This window comes from Pseudomonas putida (assembly GCF_025905425.1).
GTDB classification, from domain to species: Bacteria; Pseudomonadota; Gammaproteobacteria; order Pseudomonadales; family Pseudomonadaceae; genus Aquipseudomonas; species Aquipseudomonas putida_AF.
The window spans coordinates 4,680,145-4,698,391 of sequence record NZ_CP109603.1 but is presented as its reverse complement, the minus strand read 5'-3'; the positions used below and the strand labels follow the sequence as shown (position 1 = coordinate 4,698,391).

Here is an 18,247-nt window from a genome sequence, read left to right as displayed (position 1 = left end):
CTGATCAGGAGTGCACGATGGACCTTAACCGTCGGCAATTCTTCAAGGTCGCCGCCGTCGGCCTTGGAGGCTCGAGCCTGGCGGCGTTGGGCATGGCCCCGACGCCGGCATTCGCCGAGCAGGTGCGTCACTTCAAGCTGGCGCACACCCTCGAAACCCGCAACACCTGCCCCTACTGCTCGGTCGGCTGCGGCCTGATCATGTACAGCCAGGGCGATGCGGGCAAGAACGTCAAGCAGAGCATCATCCATATCGAAGGCGACGCTGACCACCCCGTCAACCGCGGCACCCTGTGCCCGAAAGGCGCGGGCCTGCTGGACTTTATCCACAGCCCGAGCCGCCTGCAGTACCCACAAGTGCGCAAGCCAGGCAGCAACGAGTGGGTGCGGGTGGAGTGGGACGAAGCGCTCGACCGCATCGCTGATCTGATGAAGCAGGACCGCGACGCCAACTTCATCGAGAAAAACGCCCAGGGGCACACCGTCAACCGTTGGCTCACCACCGGTTTTCTCGCTGCCTCCGCCGCCTCCAGCGAGGCTGGCTACCTGACCCACAAGGTCGTCCGCGCAACCGGCATGCTGGGGTTCGATAACCAAGCACGTGTCTGACATGGCCCGACGGTGGCAAGTCTTGCCCCGACGTACGGCCGTGGTGCCATGACCAACCATTGGTCCGATATCGCCAACGCGAATCTGGTCCTGGTGATGGGGGGCAACGCAGCAGAAGCGCATCCGTGCGGCTTCAAGTGGGTGACTGAGGCCAAGGCGCACAACAAGGCGCGGCTGATCGTGGTCGACCCGCGGTTTACCCGTACCGCCTCGGTGGCGGACTACTACGCGCCCATCCGCACCGGCAGCGACATCGCCTTCATGGGCGGGCTGATCAACTACCTGCTCAGCACTGACAAGATCCAGCACGAGTACGTGCGCAACTACACCGACGTGTCGTTCATCGTCAAAGAAAGCTACGGCTTCGAGGACGGGCTGTTCAGCGGCTACGACGCGGCCAAGCGCGTGTACGCCGACAAGTCCGGCTGGGGCTACGAGTTGGGTGAGGACGGCTTCGCCAAGGTCGACCCGACTCTGCAGCACCCGCGTTGCGTGTTCCAGTTGATGAAACAGCACTACAGCCGCTACACCCCGGAACTCGCCAGCATGACCTGTGGCATGCCGCAGGACGCCATGATGAAGATCTGGGAAGAGATCGCCACGTGCTCGGTACCGGGCAAGACCATGACGATCCTCTACGCGCTGGGCTGGACCCAGCATTCGATCGGTGCGCAGATTATCCGCAGTGCGGCGATGGTCCAGCTGCTGCTGGGTAACGTTGGCATGCCGGGCGGCGGGGTCAACGCCTTGCGTGGGCACTCCAACATCCAGGGCCTGACCGACCTCGGCCTGCTCTCCAACTCGCTGCCGGGCTACCTGACCCTGGCCGGTGATGCCGAGCAGGACTACGCCGCCTTCATCGACAAACGCGCCTCCAAGCCCCTGCGGCCTGGGCAACTTTCCTACTGGCAGAACTACGGCAAGTTCCACGTCAGCCTGATGAAGGCCTGGTATGGCGCCAATGCCACGGCGGAAAACAACTGGGGCTACGACTGGCTGCCCAAGCTCGATGTGCCGGCCTATGACGTGCTGCGCATGTTCGAGATGATGAGCCAGGGCAAGGTCAACGGTTACGTCTGCCAGGGCTTCAACCCGATTGCCGCGCTGCCGGACAAGAACCGCGTCACCGCGGCGCTGGGCAAGCTCAAGTGGCTGGTGATCATGGACCCGCTGGCCACCGAAACCTCGGAGTTCTGGCGCAACGCCGGGCCGTTCAACGATGTCGACACGGCCAACATCCAGACCGAAGTGATCCGCCTGCCCACCACCTGCTTCGCCGAGGAGGATGGTTCGCTGGTCAACAGCAGCCGCTGGCTGCAGTGGCACTGGAAGGGCGCTGACGGCCCGGGCCAGACCCGCACCGACGTGCACATCATGAGCGAGCTGTTCCTGCGCCTGCGCCAACGCTACCAGGCCGAGGGTGGCGCCTACCCCGATGCCCTGATGAACATCAGCTGGCCGTACAAGATCCCTGAAGAGCCGTCTCCGGAGGAGCTGGCCAAAGAAATGAACGGCTGGGCCGTGACCGACGTCACCGACCCAACGGGGGCGGTGCTCAAGGCTGGGCAACAGCTGTCGGGCTTCGGCCAGCTCAAGGATGACGGCAGCACCGCGTCGGGCTGCTGGATTTTCGCCGGCAGCTGGACCGAGCAGGGCAACCAGATGGCCCGCCGTGACAACAGCGACCCGTACGGCATGCACCAGGTGCAGAACTGGGCCTGGGCCTGGCCGGCCAACCGCCGCATTCTCTACAACCGTGCCTCCTGCGACCCACAAGGCAAGCCCTGGGACCCAGAGAAAAAGCGCCTGGTGTGGTGGAACGGCAAGGCCTGGACCGGCACCGACGTGCCCGACTTCAAGGTCGATTCGCCACCGGAAGCCGGGATGAACCCGTTCATCATGAACCCCGAGGGCGTGGCGCGGTTCTTCGCCATCGACAAGATGGCCGAAGGCCCGTTCCCCGAGCATTACGAGCCGTTCGAAACACCGATCGGCATCAACCCGCTGCACCCGCAGAACAAGAAGGCCACCAGCAACCCGGCCGGGCGGATCTTCGATTCGGTGTGGGACACCCTCGGCACCCATGATGAATTCCCCTACGCGGCGACCACCTACCGGCTGACCGAGCACTTCCACTTCTGGAGCAAGCATTGCCGGCTCAACGCCATCGCCCAGCCCGAGCAGTTTGTCGAGATCGGCGAGGTGCTGGCGAACGAGAAGGGCATCAAGGCGGGTGACCGGGTGCGGGTGTCGAGCAAGCGTGGGCATATCGATGCAGTGGCGGTGGTGACCAAGCGGATTCGCCCGCTGCAGGTCAACAACCAGACCGTTCACCAGATCGGCATCCCGCTGCACTGGGGCTTCACCGGGGCGACCCGGCACGGCTACCTGACCAACACCCTGGTGCCGTTCCTGGGTGATGGCAATACCCAGACGCCGGAGTCCAAGTCGTTCCTCGTCAAAGTGGAGAAACTCTGATGGCCAGCCAAGACATCATTGCCCGCTCGGCCACCACCACCGTGCCGCCCTCGGTACGCCAGCAGCAGGAAGTCGCCAAGCTGATCGACACCACCAAGTGCATCGGCTGCAAGGCCTGCCAGGTGGCGTGTTCGGAGTGGAACGAACTGCGTGACGAGGTCGGCCACAACCACGGTACTTACGACAACCCCCAGGACCTCACGGCCGAGACCTGGACCCTGATGCGCTTCACCGAGCACGAGCGCGACGACGGCAACCTGGAGTGGCTGATCCGCAAGGATGGCTGCATGCACTGCGCCGACCCCGGTTGCCTGAAGGCCTGCCCAAGCCCGGGGGCGATCATCAAGCACGCCAACGGCATCGTCGATTTCAACCAGGACCACTGCATCGGCTGCGGCTACTGCATCACCGGTTGCCCGTTCAACATCCCGCGCATCTCGCAGAAGGATCACAAGGCGTACAAATGCACGCTGTGCTCCGACCGGGTGACCGTGGGCCTGGAGCCGGCCTGCGTGAAGACCTGCCCGACCGGGGCGATTGTGTTCGGCAGCAAGGATGAGATGAAGGTGCATGCCGCCGAACGTATCGTCGACCTCAAGTCGCGCGGCTACGACAACGCCGGGCTGTACGACCCCGATGGCGTCGGCGGCACCCACGTGATGTACGTGCTGCATCATGCTGACACGCCCAGGTTGTACGCCGGCCTGCCGGACCAGCCGGTGATCAGCCCGCTGGTGGGCTTGTGGAAGGGCTTTACCAAGCCGCTGGCGCTGCTGGCCATGGGCGCGGCGGTGCTGGCCGGGTTCTTCCACTATGTGCGAGTTGGCCCGCAGCGGGTCGAAGAGGATGAGCACCCCACACCGCCTGATGACAGCGTGCACCAGGTGGACCCGGCGGTGCATGTCTACGATCCGAAGCAGCCCGGTGGGCAAGGGGAGCAGCGGCCATGAACGACAACAAACCCATCTTGCGGTACAACGCCAACGAGCGGACCAACCACTGGATCGTTGCCATTCTGTTCGTCATGGCCGGGCTTTCCGGGCTGGCGCTGTTTCACCCGGCGCTGTTCTGGTTCAGCCACCTGTTCGGCGGCGGGCCGTGGACGCGCATCCTGCACCCGTTCATGGGCGTGGCGATGTTCGTGTTCTTCCTCGGCCTGGTGGTGCGCTTCTGGCGCGCCAACTTCATTACCGCCAATGACCGGCTGTGGCTGCGCCGCATCGATCGGGTGATGGTCAACCGGGAAGACGGTGTGCCGCCCATTGGCAAGTACAACGCGGGGCAGAAGCTGCTGTTCTGGACGCTGCTGTTGTGCATGCTGGTGTTGTTGCTCAGTGGTGTGGTGATCTGGCGCGCGTATTTCAGCCATTTCTTCGATATCGGTTCCATTCGCCTGGCCACCTTGCTCCATGCGCTGGCGGGATTTGTGCTCATCCTCAGCATCATTGTGCACATCTACGCCGGTATCTGGATCAAGGGTTCGATCGGCGCCATGCTGCATGGTTGGGTCAGCCGCGCCTGGGCGCGCAAGCACCATGAGTTGTGGTACCGCGAAGTGACCGGTGACAAGACGCCGGGCGATCACGGACGTAAAAAAGGATGAGCGCGTGAGCACGATACTCCAACCCGGGCAGATCGAAGCGTCGGCGGTGGCGCCGCCGTTTCTGCACCTACCGCCCAAAGACCTGTTCACCCTGCGTGCCGAGCGGCTGGAGCGGTTGGCCGAGGGCAATGCCCTTGGCGATTACTTGCGGCTTATCGCGTGGCTGTGTCGCTGCCAGCAGCAACTTGTGGATAACCCGCCGAGTGGTTTGCCGGTGGCCGAAGCGCGTCAGCGCCTGTGCATAAGCCATGGTTTGCCTCCCCTTGCGGCCGACAGCCTGGTGCGCGAAGGGCCATGGCTGGTCTGGATGCAGGCGTTGATCGAGCAGTTCGATGAAGAGGCCAGCGGCCCACTAGGTACGGCGTTACAGGCACTGCGCGACAGCGACGACAGTCAGCGCAAGGTATGGGGTATCGCGCTGCTCGCCGGGCAGTTCGACGCCGTGCCGGCGGCGTTGGTGCCGTTTCTTGGCGCCGCACTACAGGCCGCGTGGTTCAGCTGGCTGCTGGCGCTGCCGGCAACCGAGCTCAAGCCCTCCGGCAGCCTTGCCCAGTGCCCGGCCTGCGGCTCGCAGGCCATGGCCGGGGTGGTACGTAACCGCGGCAAGCACAACGGCCTACGGTATCTGGCCTGCTCGCTGTGTGCCTGCGAATGGCACGTGGTGCGGGTCAAGTGCGTGTACTGCGCGTCGAGCAAGGGGCTGCGCTATACCAGCCTGGAGGATGACCGCCATGCGCCGGGCAAGGCGCCGCTGCGGGCGGAGTGCTGCCCGGAGTGCGACAGCTACCTGAAGCAGAGTTACCTGGAGAACGATGCGGCAGCCGAGCCGTTGGCTGATGACCTGGCCAGCCTGGCGCTGGATATCCGGCTGGATGAGGAGGGGTTTCACCGGCTGGCGCCGAACCTGATGCTGGCGCCGGGTGGCGGGTGAGTGTCTACACTGCAAGTCGAGTCGCGCCCTTCGCGGGGCAAGCCCGCTCCCACAGGTACACCAGCTTCAAGGCCTGTGCAAAGCCTGTGGCAGCGGGCTTGCCCGCGAAAGGGCCAGAACAGACAACGGATCAGCTGAAGGGTAGTACCTGATGTCTTCAAGCCTCGCCAACGACACCCCACGCCTGCCTTCCATCGACACCCTCCTGCGCCACCCAGCCTGCCTCCCGCTGATCGACCGCCATGGCCGCGACGCCGTGCTCGCCACCCTGCGCCAACTGCTCGACGACCTGCGCGAACCCACCCGCCAGGGCCAACTCAGCCCCGCCGAACTGGCCGCCGAAGTGCTGCTCGGCCGCACCGGCGAGCGCCTGGCCAGCCAGCAACGCAGCCAGGTCCGCCGCGTGTTCAACCTCACCGGCACTGTATTGCACACCAACCTCGGCCGCGCGCTGTTGCCGGAAGAGGCCATCGAAGCCATGCAGACCGCCGCCCGTTACCCGCTCAACCTGGAGTTCGACCTGGCCACCGGCAAGCGCGGCGACCGTGACGACCTGATCGAAGGCCTGATCCGCGACCTGACCGGCGCCGAAGCCGTCACCGTGGTCAACAACAACGCAGCGGCCGTGCTGCTGGCGCTGAACAGCCTGGGCGCGCGCAAGGAGGGCATCATCTCCCGTGGCGAGCTGATCGAGATCGGCGGTGCTTTTCGCATCCCCGACATCATGGCCCGCGCTGGGGTGCGCCTGCACGAAATCGGCACGACCAACCGCACTCACGCCCGTGACTACGAAGCCGCCATCGGCCCGCGCACTGGCCTGTTGATGCGCGTGCATTGCAGCAACTACAGCATCCAGGGCTTCACCACCCAGGTGCCTACCGCCGAGTTGGCGTGCATCGCCCATCAACATGAACTGCCGCTGCTCGAAGACCTGGGCAGCGGCAGCTTGCTCGACCTGACCCGCTGGGGCCTGCCGGCCGAGCCGACCGTGCGCCAGGCGCTGGCCGACGGCGCCGATATCGTGACCTTCAGCGCCGACAAGCTGCTTGGCGGGCCGCAGGCTGGGATCATCGTTGGGCGCAAAGACCTGATCGCCAAGATCAAGAAGAACCCGCTCAAACGCGCACTGCGCGTCGACAAGCTCACCCTTGCCGCCCTCGAAGCGGTGCTGGCGTTGTACCGCAACCCGGACCGGCTGGCCGAGCGCCTGCCCAGCCTGCGCCTGCTGACCCGCAGCCAGGCCGATATCCAGGCCCAGGCCGAGCGCCTGGCACCCGAACTCAGGGCCCATCTCGACACTCAATGGGCCGTCAGCGTGGAGCCGGCGCTGGGCATGATCGGCAGCGGCAGCCAGCCGGTAGCTCGCCTGCCGAGCGCCGCGCTGTGCCTGCGCCCGCAGGTATCGAAGAAACTGCGCGGGCGTAGCCTGCATGTGCTGGAGCGCGCCTTGCGCGAGTTGCCGGTGCCGGTGCTGGGGCGTATCGACGGCGATGCGCTGTGGCTCGACCTGCGCCAGTTGGATGACGAAGCCCAGTGGCTGGCGCAACTGCCGGCCCTGCAACTGGGGCCTGTGCAGTGATTGTCGGCACTGCGGGCCATATCGACCACGGCAAGACCGCTCTGCTCCGGGCCTTGACCGGGCAGGCTGGCGACCATCGCCAGGAAGAGCGCGAGCGCGGCATGACCATCGATCTGGGCTACCGCTATGCAGCGCTGGCCGCAGGCGCGCCACTGACTGGCTTCATCGATGTGCCTGGCCACGAGCGTTTTATCCACAACATGCTGGCGGGGGCCCACGGCATCGACCTGGTGTTGCTGGTGGTGGCGGCGGACGACGGCGTCATGCCGCAGACCCGTGAGCACCTGGCGATCATCGAGTTGCTCGGCATCCCTCAGGCGCTGGTGGCAGTCAGTAAGTGCGACCGGGTAGAGCCGTCGCGCTTGGCCGAGGTGCAGGCGCAGATTGCCGCGCTGCTGGCGCCGGGGCCTTATGCAGGGGCCTCGCAATTTGCACTGTCCAGCGTCACGGGCGAGGGGGTGGATGCGTTACGCCAGGCGCTGCTGCAGGCTCAAGGGCGCGTGCGGCAGCGCAGCGTGCGCGGCGGTTTTCGTTTGGCCATCGACCGCGCCTTTGCCGTATCCGGTGCCGGCGTGGTGGTCACCGGCACGGCATTGGCCGGCCAGGTCCGTGCGGGCGATACCTTGTTGTTGGGCAAGGCAGGCAAACCTGTGCGGGTGCGCGGCCTGCATGCGCAGAACCAAGCAGCGCTGATGGCCGAAGCGGGCCAGCGGGTGGCGTTGAACATCGCCGCCGAGCGGTTGGCGGTCGAGCAGGTGCACCGGAGTGACTGGCTGGTGCCCGAGTGGCTGCACGCGCCCAGCGTTCGGGTCGATATCGAACTGACGCTGCTTGCCGGTGAACCCCGCCCGTTCGAGCACTTCAGCGCCGTGCACGTCCATCTTGGCACCCAGGATGTGACCGCCCGCGTGGCGTTGCTCGAAGGTGAGGTGCTGCTGGCAGGCCAGCGCATGTTTGCCCAGTTGTTACTCAACGCGCCGCTGCAAGCCGTGCATGGCGACCGGCTGGTGCTGCGCGATCAGCGCGCCCAGCGCACGCTGGGGGGCGGGCGGGTGCTTGACCCGTTTGCGCCGAGTCGGCAGCGCCGTAGTGAGGCGCGGTTGTGTCAGCTCCAGGTGCTGCGTGATGCCGAGGACCTGGAGCAGGCGTTACCCGCCTTGCTGGACACCGCGCCCGCCGGGCTCGACCCGCAGCGGCTGGAGCGGCAGTTCAATCGCTTGCGTGCGGGCTGGCAGTTGCCGGCGAATGTCGTGGTGATTGCCACGCGTCAGGGGCCGTTGTTGTTTGCTCGCGCGACGTGGGACGCGCTGAAGCAACAGTTGCTGGAGCAACTGGCGCTGTTTCACCAGCAGGAACCCGACCAGCTCGGCCCGGATCGCGACCGCTTGCGACGCTTTGCGGCCTTGGCGCTGGAGCGTCCGGCGTTCGTCAGCCTGTTGGATGAGTTGCTCGATGAGGGGCAGGTTTCCAGCAGCGGCCCTTGGTTGCATCTACCCGATCACAAGGTGCAGTTGAGTGAGGCCGATAACGCCTTGTGGGCGCGATTGGAGCCACGTTTGCTGGAGGGGCAGTACGATCCACCCTGGGTCAGGACCTTGGCGAACGAAGCGGGCTGCGCCGAGGCGGATATCCGCCTGCTGTTGCGCAAGTTGGCCAGGCTGGGGGGGGTGCACCAGGTGGTGCGTGACCTGTTCTACCCGGCAGCGACGGTGCAGCGCATGGCCGCGTTGTTGCTTGGCCAGGCAAGTGAAGCGTCGGTAGTGCAGGTGGCAGCGTTTCGCGATATGTTGGGCATCGGTCGCAAGCGCAGTGTGCAGATTCTCGAGTACTTCGACCGCATCGGCCTGACCCGCAGGGTTGCCGATCAGCGTTACATCCGCGCCGACAGCGCCCTGGCCCAGCAGCAGGCCAGGCACTGAGTTCAAGGAAGGCAATCGCGCCCGGTGGCGCGGCCGGGCTTCAAACCCGGTTGGGGACGGCAGCCGTTCCCGGGCAGGTTCGACTCCCGCTGCCTTCCGCCACTTTCTGCCGCAGTCCAGGCCTCTCTTTTCAAGGATGAACTGCGACACCCACATTGTGGGAGCGGGCTTGCCCGCGAAGAGGCCCGAAAGCGCGACGCTTAAGCCCGCTCACCACACAGATCCAGTGCAAACCACTGCTCTGCAGCTTCTGCCCCCAACCCAGCCCCCAGCAGCGCAAACAATTTGCCCAGCGCCGCCTCACGGGTCATGCCGCCGCCACTGACAAGGCCAGCGCCACGCAGGCGGTTACCTGCTGCATAGGTATCGAACACCACCGACCCTTCCGGGCACTGGCTGATCGCAACCAGCACCACACCCCGCTGGCGAGCGGCCTGCAGCACGTCCAGCAATGCCTGGTCATCCGATGGGCCGGTGCCGCTGCCGTAGCACTCCAGCAGCAACCCTTGCACGCCGCTGTCGAGCAGTGCCCGCAGATGCCCGGCCTGCAAGCCAGGAAACACCGGCATCACCGCCAGGTTGACCGGCTGGCGCGGGTGCGTGTAGCCAAGCTCGGCGGGAAGGGCGCTGGCACGCTCACTGTCGCGATGACGCGGCAGGGCAGCAAAGGCATCGAAGGCCTCGCTGCGCAGTTTCGAAGCCCGGCAGCCGTGCAGCAACTGCCCGTGAAAGTACAGCTGCACGCCGTCTTCCAGGCCCTGCTCGAACTGGCGCAGGGCGCCGCACAGGTTGTCCCAGGCATCACTGCCCGGTGCACCGGCCGGCAACATTGAGCCGGTCAGCAGCACCGGTGCCGGCAAGCCAAGCAGCAGGAACGACAACGCTGCGGCACTGTGCGCCAGGGTGTCGGTGCCATGCAGAACCAGCACGCCATCATGGCCGGCAACGTCCACTGCCTGGACGATGGCATCGCGCATGGCCAGCCAGTTGTGCTGCTGCATGTTGGCGCTGTCGAGCAGCGGGTTCATTTCCTGCAGTGTCCAGTGCGTTTGTGGTGCATCGGTCAGTTGGGCGAAGTGCTCGCGCATCCGCGCATCAAAACCGCCCGCTGGCGCCAGGCCTTCAGGGGTTTCGAGCATGCCGATGGTGCCGCCGGTGTACAGGACGAGAAGATTCTTTACTGCGCGCATGGAGAACATCCGTAGCGGTGAGCGGAGAAAGAAGAGCCGCCCACGGGTGGGGCGGCTGGGCAGGGGAGGATATCAGCGCTGCGGCTGGGCTTGGCCAACGGCTTTGTCAGTGGCTGTTTCCGCCTGCGGATTGGCAGGCCAGGCATCGCGGTCCAGGTCCAGGTCGGCGAACTTCGCAGAATCGAACACAGGCTGCTTGATGCCTGCTTTGCGCTGCTCGTCGTAGTCGCGCATTACGCGCAGGCCGACCTTGAACAGCAAGGCCAGGGCGACCAGGTTGACGAAGGCCAGGCAAGTCATGGTGATGTCGGCGAAGGCGAACACGGTCGACAGGTCCTGTACCGAACCCCATACCACCAGTGCCAGTACTGCAGCGCGGAAGGCCAGCAGGACCACGCGGTTGCGGCTGAGGAACTGCAGGCTGTTTTCGCCCAGGTAGTAGTTGTAGAGGATGCAGGTGAACACGAACAACGACAGGGCGACGCTGACGAACAGGCGGCCCCAGTCACCGACCACGGCGGCCAGCGAGTTCTGGGTCAGGACGATGCCGTCCCCTTCAAAGCCTGGGGTGTAGAAGCCCGACAGCAAGATCAGCAGTGCGGTGCAGGTGCAGATCACGAAGGTGTCGAGGAACACACTGAAGGCCTGTACCACGCCTTGGGCGCCAGGGTGTTTCACCGCAGCCACAGCCGCAACGTTCGGTGCGCTGCCAAGGCCTGCTTCGTTGGCGAACACGCCACGCTTCACGCCCATGACGATGGCGCTGCCAAGCAGGCCGGCGAAGGCTGGGTCAAGGCCGAAGGCGCTCTTGAAGATGGTTTCCAGCATGGCCGGCACGTGCTCGATCTGGGTGCCGATCACGTACAGGGTCACGCCGATGTAGGCCAGGGTCTTGATCGGAACCAGCAGGTCGGACACTGCGGCGATACGCTTGATGCCGCCGATGAACACGACTGCCAGCAGCACCGCCAGGGCGATACCGGTATGGCTCGGGGCAAAGCCGAAAGCGTTTTGCAGCGAGTGGGTCACGGTGTACGACTGCAGGCCCATGAAGGCGAAGCCGTAGGTGACCAGCAGCAGAATGGAGAACACCACTGCCATGCTTTTCAGCTTCAGGCCGTGCAGAATGTAGTAGGCCGGGCCACCACGGTACAGGCCATCGCCATCGGCGCGCTTGTAGACCTGGGCCAGGGTACATTCGAAGAAGCTGCTGGACATGCCCACCAGTGCGGTGACCCACATCCAGAACACCGCGCCTGGGCCGCCGAGGGTCACGGCGATGCCGACACCGGCGATGTTACCCGCGCCCACGCGGCCGGCAAGGCTCAGCATCAGGGCCTGGAACGAGCTCAACTGGCCTGCCTGGCCGTGCAGCGATTCCTTGAACACGCTGAACATGTGGGCGAAATGACGGAATTGCACGAACCGCGAGCGAATGGTGAAGTAGCTGCCGAGTCCGACGATCAGCACGATGAGTAGTTTCCCCGAGAGGAAATCGTTGAGTGCTTCGAGCATTGGGAAATGACCTCGATTCTTATTCTTCGTGTGGAAAGACAGCGGGCGGCAGGCGCACCGCTATTCGTTGGGGCGCATGGTTGGCCATGACAAGAGTGGTTACAATTTCGCGTTTTGTTCTGAGTTGATGCGACTTGATGCTAAACTTGCGTCATTCGCGTCACCTGGAAGTCCCGCATGAGCGATCATTTCGCTACCAACCTCAAACTGGCCTGCAGCCACTACCGCTCTATCTCGGAAGTTTGCCGACAGCTGTCGATCAACCGCGCGCAGTTCAACAAGTACCTCAGCGGCCAGAGCCGTCCGACGGCTTTCAACCTCAAGCGCATCGGCGATTTCTTCGGTGTCGAGGATTACGAACTGAATGTGCCCCCCGAGCAGTTCGCCCGGCTAATCGGTGCCCGCGTGTCGGCAGTGGCCGATCAGCCAACCGACCCGATCAGTGAGCTGTTCCGGCCCTTGCATGAGCACGCCGGCAACCTGTCGCGCTACTGTGGTTACTACTTCGAGTACTCCAACTGCATGTCAGTACCGGGGTCGATCCTGCTGTCGCTGGTGCACCTGCGCGAAGAGCGCGGCCGCTTCCTGTTCGAGCGCCAGGAGCGTCAGGAGCGCAGCAGCGCCACCGATCTGCACGCCGAGGTTCGATGCCGCTATCTGGGTGCGGCGTTCCAGTTGCAGGACCGGATGTTCCTGATCGACTACGAGTCGCTGACCCTCAATGAAATGAGCCAGACCATCCTCATCCCCAGTTTCAAAAGCCGCATCACCCGCCTGAACGGCCTGAAGACGGGGGTTTCCAGCGGCGACCGACGCAACCCGGCCTGCACCCGCGTGGTGTGGGAGTACCTGGGTGAGGAGATCAACCGCATCAATGCCTATCGCCAGGTCAAGCTGTACCGGCCGGATGACCCCCGCATCGATGACGACGTGCGCGAGCGGTTGAGCGTGGGGCCATTGAGTAATGGGCTATTCGAAATCGAGTGAGGGTCAGCCCGTCACGTGTCACGCATCGTCGAGGATGAACGCTTCCACCGCGTCCGCGACCTGGGCCGCGATTGCCGGGGTACTGCGCAGATGGGCGGCGATGCCATGGTCGCAATCTGTAAGAAACAGGCATTGCAAACGCGCCGGTGATACTGCCCGGATCAGGGCTTGGGTGACTTCTTCAGGAATCGGGCTGTAGCGCTCGGTGCCGGCAAGCCACAGGTTACCGGCGCTAGTGCCCGGCCCTTTGCCGAATCGCTGTGAGTTGAGCCCGTCGTATTCGCCAATCACCATCAGTACGCTGCCCTGAAACTGCTTGAGGAAGGCGTAGCTGTCGCAGTCCAGAAAGCCATAGGGCGTGCTGATGGCCGCTGTGAAGGCCGGGCCGAATGGCACCCGTTGCGCGAGGTCTGGATAAACAGCGGGGCAGATCAACACCAGCCTGTCCACTTGCGGCAATTGAGCTGCCAGTTTCAGTGTGATTGCAGCGCCTAGACTATGGCCAATGAGCGTTCGGCATTGAGCCGAAATATGCCGGTGAAAACGCTGCGCCTCTTCGAGGTTGGTCGCGAGTGAGGGCGAAACCGCACCCGGTTCACTGGCGAAACTATGCCCTGACAGATTGCCAGTCAGCGATCCGATACCTGCGGATTGCAAGCGATAGAGCAGAGGGTTGAGCCGAGTAAAGTCCGAGCGCGCGCCCCCGACGACAAACACAGGAGGTGCGCGTTCGCGATCAGGGACCAGTAATCGGGCTTGCTGCTGGTAGTTGCCGAAGGCTTCTTCGATGAATACTTCTTGGCCAGGGGCGGGTTCGTTGAACTGCCATTTCAGACGAAAATCTGTGCCCCTCTGTGCTTGCATGTTGGCCTCTATGAATAACAGGTCGTGGAACCATTGGCGGATAAGAACCAGTGATCGGAGTTGAACCACGCAGAGCAGGCTAGTTGAGGTTTAAGCCCTGTGGCTTGCTCATCGAGGTTGAGACTGAAGGTAAGGGAATTATGCTGGTTGTGGTGTTGAAATTTGAAATCATCACCGCCCATGGTATTCACTAGGCCCTGGGTTGGACTTCCCCGCCCGGAAACCGCAAAATGACCCCTTTCCCTCAATCAACCTCTCCGGATCTGCTGACTCTATGCGTATGCGCCTAATGCTGTTGGGTGGTGGCAATGCCCTCGGGCAAGCGCTGATTCGTCTCGGGGCTGAAGAGGACATTGCATTCCTGGCACCGCGCCCGCCCGAGAGCGGCTGGGACCCGGCCAGCCTCACTCAGCTGCTTGACGATCATCGCCCCAATGCCTTGGTCAACCTGGCCTATTACTTCGACTGGTTCCAGGCCGAGTCGGTCAGCGAGCAGCGTCTGGCTCAGCAAGAGCGGGCAGTGGAGCGGCTGGCAGAATTGTGCCAGCACCACCAGATCACCCTGGTGCAGCCTTCGAGCTACCGGGTGTTCGACGGGTCACGGGCCACGGCCTACAGCGAGAAAGACGAGCCGGTGCCGCTGGGCCTGCGTGGTCAGGCCCTGTGGCGTATCGAGCAGAGCGTGCGGGCGACGTGCCCACAACACGTGCTGCTGCGCTTTGGCTGGCTGCTCGATGAAAGCGTCGATGGTGCGCTGGGCCGTTTCCTCACCCGTGCCGAACAACCCCAGGAACTGCTGCTGGCGGACGACCGGCGCGGCAACCCCACGCCAGTCGACGATGCTGCCCGGGTGATCCTGTCGGTGCTCAAGCAGCTCGATTGCAGCGCGCCGCTGTGGGGCACTTACCATTACGCCGGCAACGAGGCGACCACACCGCTGGCGCTGGGGCAGGCGATTCTCACCGAGGCCGGCCAGTACCGTCAGCTGGCGGTGCAGGCGCCCACGCCGCAGGCCCATGCCGCTCGGCCGGATGCCAGCGAAGAGCCACAGCACGCGGTGCTGGCCTGCAAGAAAATTCTTCACACCTTCGGTATCAAGCCGCGCGCCTGGCGCGCCGGCCTGCCGCCCCTACTGGACCGTTTCTACCGCCATGGCTGATGCCCCCATCCTGATCACCGGCGGTGCCGGCTTCATCGGCTCTCACCTGTGCGATGCGCTGTTGGACAAAGGTTACGCCGTACGCATTCTCGACGACCTGTCCACCGGCAGGCGGGACAACCTGCAGATCGCGCATCCACGCCTGGAGCTGATCGAAGGCGATGTCGCCGATGCCGGTCTGGTCACCCGTGCGGCTGCTGGCTGTAGCGCGGTGGTGCATCTGGCGGCCGTGGCGTCGGTGCAGGCTTCGGTCGAGGACCCGGTGAGGACTCACCAGAGCAATTTCATCGGCACCCTCAATGTCTGCGAAGCCATGCGCGTGCACGGCGTGCGTCGGGTGCTGTTCGCCTCCAGCGCCGCAGTGTATGGCAACAACGGCGAAGGCGAGTCGATTGCCGAAGATACGCCCAAGGCGCCGCTGACCCCCTACGCGGTGGATAAGCTGGCCAGTGAGCAGTACCTGGACTTCTACCGCCGCCAGCATGGTCTGGAACCGGTGGTTTTCCGCTTCTTCAATATTTTCGGCCCGCGCCAGGACCCTTCATCACCGTACTCTGGCGTGATCAGTATCTTCAGCGAGCGTGCCACCCAAGGGCTGCCGATCACGGTGTTCGGTGATGGCGAGCAGACCCGCGATTTCCTTTATGTAGGGGACCTGGTGCAAGTGATGATCCAGGCGCTGGAGCAGCCGCAGGTCGAGGAAGGGGCGGTGAATATCGGCCTGAACCAGGCCACTTCACTCAATCAATTGTTGGCCGCCCTGGAAAAGGTAATCGGCAGCCTGCCTGCGATCAGCTATGGCCCGGCACGCTCGGGTGATATTCGCCATTCGCGGGCGGATAACCAGCGTTTGCTGGCGCGGTTCGATTTCCCCGAGGCAACGCCATTGGTCGAAGGTTTGTCCCGTTTGCTGGGCAAGGCCTGAAAACCCCAGGGGCCGCAAAGCGGCCCCTGTTTTACCCGTGTTGCACCACCCTGCGCTGGCAATCGTCAGGCCCTAACACCCGGCCATCCTGCGCGCGCACCTGCAGGGGGGCGATGATTTGCCCCGTCGCCTGCTCCAGCAACGCCGATCGCGTCTCTCCCGCCTCGAACAAAAAGCGCTCCCCCCACTGGCGCAAGGCAATCACTAGCGGAAACACCGAACGCCCTTTTTCGGTCAGCACGTACTCTTTGTAGGCACTGCCATCCGATGCTGGCTGCAGCGCCAACAGCCCACTCTCCACCAATAACTTGAGCCGTGAGGCCAGGATGTTTTTGGCCAGCCCGAGGTTCTTCTGAAACTCGCTGAAGCGGCGCAAGCCATCGAAGGCATCGCGCAAGATCATCAGCGCCCAGCGGTCACCGAGTACTTCAAGGGCTCGGGCTACCGGGCATTGGGCGTTCGTTTCGTCGAGCATTGCACGGCTCTCTCAAGGGTTCTGGTTGCAGATTAAAACCACATTTGCTAAAAATCCATATGTGGTTTTAATTTGAAACCAGATTGATGGGGTACGCCATGCACAGCGCGAACACAAAACAACCCGACCTGACCCACGCGATAACCCTTTTACTCGCCCTCACCTGTGCCATGGCGGTTGCCACGGTGTATATCGCCCAGCCCTTGCTTGAGTCGATAGCACGGGACCTGGGGGTAGGCCAGCAGCGCATCGGCTGGGTGGTTGGCGCTACCCAGGCCGGTTATGCGCTGGGCTTGCTGCTGATCGTGCCTTTAGGTGACCTGATCGACCGCAAGCGCCTGATCGTCGGCCAATTGCTCGCCTCGGCCGTGGCGTTGGTGGCGGTTGGCATGGCGTGGGACTGGGCGGTGCTGCTGGTGGCGCTGGCGATGGTCGGGTTGATGGCCGTCATGGTGCAGGTGATGGTGGCGCATGCCGCTACCCTGGCCACCCCCGCACAACAAGGGCAAGCGGTGGGCACGGTCACCAGCGGGGTGGTGCTGGGCATTCTGTTGGCGCGCCTGGTATCCGGCTTTGTTGCCGACGTGGCAGGCTGGCGGGTTGTCTATTTCGCTGCGGCCGGGGTACTGGTGATGATGGCCGGCCTGCTCTGCAAGGGCATGCCTGGCGCCCGGCCTGCGACACATCGGCCCGGTTACCTGGCACTGATTGGTTCGCTGTTCGCCTTGTTCAGGCAGGACCCTCTATTGCGCCAGCGAGGGTTGTACGGCGTGTTGATCTTCGCCGCCTTCAGTGTGCTGTGGAGCGCCATGGTATTGCCTTTGAGTGCGCCATCACTGGCACTCAGCCATACCGAGATCGGTCTGTTTGGCCTGGCGGGTGTGGCGGGGGCGTTGGCGGCTTCCCGCGCGGGTCGTTTGGCCGACCAAGGTCGGGGCGAACGTACCACCGGCCTGGCCCTGGGCGTGCTGACGGTGTCTTGGCTGCCGACGGCGTTCGTCGAGCATTCTCTGCTGGCGTTTCTACTGGGCGTGTTGTTGCTCGATTTTGCCGTGCAGGCGGTGCATGTCACCAACCAAAGCCTGTTGCTGGCGGGGCGCAGCGCGCTGGCGAGCCGGCTGATTGGCGCTTACATGTGCTGTTATTCACTGGGTAGCGGCCTGGGCGCGGTGCTGGCGACCTGGGTCTATGCCCGGTGGGGATGGGCGGCGGTGTGCGGGTTGGGGGCGGGGATCAGCGCGACAGCCCTGGGTTGCTGGCTGTGGTCGAACACAGGGAGCGCGGCCGTGGCCGCACTCCCTGCCAGGGATCAGAACTTGTAGCCAAGGCCGACCATGTAGACCCACGGGTCGACTTCGACGTCGACTTTGGTCTTGCTGTAGCCCAGCGCGGTCGGGCCGTTGACGCTGGCCTTGGTGTCGATGTCGACGTACCAGACCGAGGCGTTGACCAGCAGGTTGTCGGTGAGCATGTAGTCCATGCCCAGCTGGCCGGCGATACCGATCGAATCCTGCAGCTTGAGGTTGCTGAAGCCCTGTTGCTTGCGCGTGCTGCTCAGGTCTTCATCGAAGAACAGGGTGTAGTTGATGCCCACACCGGCATACGGCTGGAACCGGGAGTTTGGCGCCATCGGGTAGTACTGCAGCGACAGGGTCGGTGGCAGTTGCTTGATGTCGGCCAGTTTGCCGTCCAGGCCGCCGCCCAGGCCCTTGACGCCAACGGTGTGCTTGAACGGGGTGGCCGCCAGCAGCTCCAGGCCGATATGGTCGGTGAGCATGTAAGCGAAGGTCAGGCCCAGCTGGGTGTCGCTGTCCAGGGTCGCCTTGGTACCCGACACCTTGTTGCCATCGAACTTGAGGTCGCCGCTGCTTTCGTTCGGCGCGGTAGTGATGGCACCGGCGCGCAGGATCATATCGCCCGCCTGGTAGGCGTGCGCGACAGGGGCGACGAGCGCAAGGGCCACAAGCGAGGCGCCGAGCAAGGACTTGTTCATGGAAGCTCCCAGAGGACATTA

Annotated in this window: 15 protein-coding genes and 1 tRNA gene; 11 read left to right on the top strand and 5 right to left on the bottom strand. The window is 64.0% G+C overall.

The window, feature by feature from the left end; genetic code table 11:
- Positions 1-17 precede the first annotated feature (17 nt).
- The 7 genes from fdnG to OGV19_RS21115 all read left to right on the top strand — a co-directional run bounded on the left by fdnG (position 18) and on the right by OGV19_RS21115 (position 9,220).
- On the top strand, positions 18-3,086 hold the full coding sequence (gene fdnG / locus OGV19_RS21145) for a formate dehydrogenase-N subunit alpha (protein WP_264310511.1): 3,069 nt from the start codon (positions 18-20) through the stop codon (positions 3,084-3,086).
- Complete coding sequence (gene fdxH, locus OGV19_RS21140; RefSeq protein ID WP_264310510.1) at positions 3,086-4,036, top strand: formate dehydrogenase subunit beta; 951 nt, start codon at positions 3,086-3,088, stop codon at positions 4,034-4,036. Before fdnG ends, fdxH begins: the two co-directional genes overlap by 1 nt.
- Complete coding sequence (locus OGV19_RS21135) at positions 4,033-4,689, top strand: formate dehydrogenase subunit gamma (protein WP_264310509.1); 657 nt, start codon at positions 4,033-4,035, stop codon at positions 4,687-4,689. Before fdxH ends, OGV19_RS21135 begins: the two co-directional genes overlap by 4 nt.
- Before the next feature lie 4 nt (positions 4,690-4,693).
- Positions 4,694-5,620, top strand: coding sequence for a formate dehydrogenase accessory protein FdhE (fdhE, locus tag OGV19_RS21130; RefSeq protein ID WP_264310508.1), 927 nt, complete (start codon positions 4,694-4,696; stop codon positions 5,618-5,620).
- 151 nt (positions 5,621-5,771) lie between these two features.
- Positions 5,772-7,199 (top strand): L-seryl-tRNA(Sec) selenium transferase, encoded by a 1,428-nt coding sequence (gene selA, locus OGV19_RS21125; protein ID WP_264310507.1) that lies wholly within the window; start codon positions 5,772-5,774, stop codon positions 7,197-7,199.
- Entirely contained in the window at positions 7,196-9,118 is a 1,923-nt protein-coding gene (gene selB, locus OGV19_RS21120) for a selenocysteine-specific translation elongation factor (RefSeq protein ID WP_264310506.1), read from the top strand. The genes selA and selB overlap by 4 nt, the downstream gene beginning before the upstream one ends.
- A 6-nt stretch (positions 9,119-9,124) precedes the next feature.
- A tRNA-Sec gene (locus OGV19_RS21115) sits at positions 9,125-9,220 on the top strand.
- Positions 9,221-9,318: 98 nt separating this feature from the next.
- On the opposite strand, the gene OGV19_RS21110 is transcribed toward OGV19_RS21115, so the two are convergent.
- On the bottom strand, positions 9,319-10,308 hold the full coding sequence (locus tag OGV19_RS21110) for an asparaginase (RefSeq protein WP_264310505.1): 990 nt from the start codon (positions 10,306-10,308) through the stop codon (positions 9,319-9,321).
- 72 nt (positions 10,309-10,380) lie between these two features.
- Positions 10,381-11,823: an alanine/glycine:cation symporter family protein gene (locus OGV19_RS21105; protein WP_264310504.1), complete on the bottom strand. Its 1,443-nt coding sequence runs from the start codon at positions 11,821-11,823 to the stop codon at positions 10,381-10,383.
- A 177-nt stretch (positions 11,824-12,000) separates the two neighbouring features.
- Here OGV19_RS21105 and OGV19_RS21100 point away from each other — a divergent pair, with 177 nt between their 5' ends.
- The gene (locus OGV19_RS21100) at positions 12,001-12,810 is read left to right on the top strand and encodes a helix-turn-helix domain-containing protein (protein WP_264310503.1); all 810 of its coding nucleotides are present in this window, start codon (positions 12,001-12,003) and stop codon (positions 12,808-12,810) included.
- A gap of 18 nt (positions 12,811-12,828) precedes the next feature.
- On the opposite strand, the gene OGV19_RS21095 is transcribed toward OGV19_RS21100, so the two are convergent.
- On the bottom strand, positions 12,829-13,674 hold the full coding sequence (locus tag OGV19_RS21095; RefSeq protein WP_319026087.1) for an alpha/beta hydrolase: 846 nt from the start codon (positions 13,672-13,674) through the stop codon (positions 12,829-12,831).
- 274 nt (positions 13,675-13,948) lie between these two features.
- Between OGV19_RS21095 and OGV19_RS21090 the strand changes: the two genes are divergently transcribed.
- Positions 13,949-14,833 (top strand): sugar nucleotide-binding protein, encoded by an 885-nt coding sequence (locus OGV19_RS21090; RefSeq protein WP_264310501.1) that lies wholly within the window; start codon positions 13,949-13,951, stop codon positions 14,831-14,833.
- The gene (locus tag OGV19_RS21085; protein ID WP_264310500.1) at positions 14,826-15,758 is read left to right on the top strand and encodes a UDP-N-acetylglucosamine epimerase PgnE; all 933 of its coding nucleotides are present in this window, start codon (positions 14,826-14,828) and stop codon (positions 15,756-15,758) included. Before OGV19_RS21090 ends, OGV19_RS21085 begins: the two co-directional genes overlap by 8 nt.
- A gap of 31 nt (positions 15,759-15,789) precedes the next feature.
- Here the strand turns inward: OGV19_RS21085 and OGV19_RS21080 are convergent, their stop codons facing one another.
- Positions 15,790-16,233, bottom strand: a complete 444-nt coding sequence (locus OGV19_RS21080) for a winged helix-turn-helix transcriptional regulator (RefSeq protein ID WP_264310499.1) — start codon at positions 16,231-16,233, stop codon at positions 15,790-15,792.
- A gap of 98 nt (positions 16,234-16,331) precedes the next feature.
- Between OGV19_RS21080 and OGV19_RS21075 the strand changes: the two genes are divergently transcribed.
- Entirely contained in the window at positions 16,332-17,555 is a 1,224-nt protein-coding gene (locus OGV19_RS21075) for an MFS transporter (RefSeq protein WP_264310498.1), read from the top strand.
- Here OGV19_RS21075 and OGV19_RS21070 read toward each other — a convergent pair.
- On the bottom strand, positions 17,543-18,226 hold the full coding sequence (locus OGV19_RS21070) for an OmpW/AlkL family protein (RefSeq protein ID WP_264310497.1): 684 nt from the start codon (positions 18,224-18,226) through the stop codon (positions 17,543-17,545). The genes OGV19_RS21075 and OGV19_RS21070 overlap by 13 nt on opposite strands.
- Between the last annotated feature and the right edge of the window lie 21 nt (positions 18,227-18,247).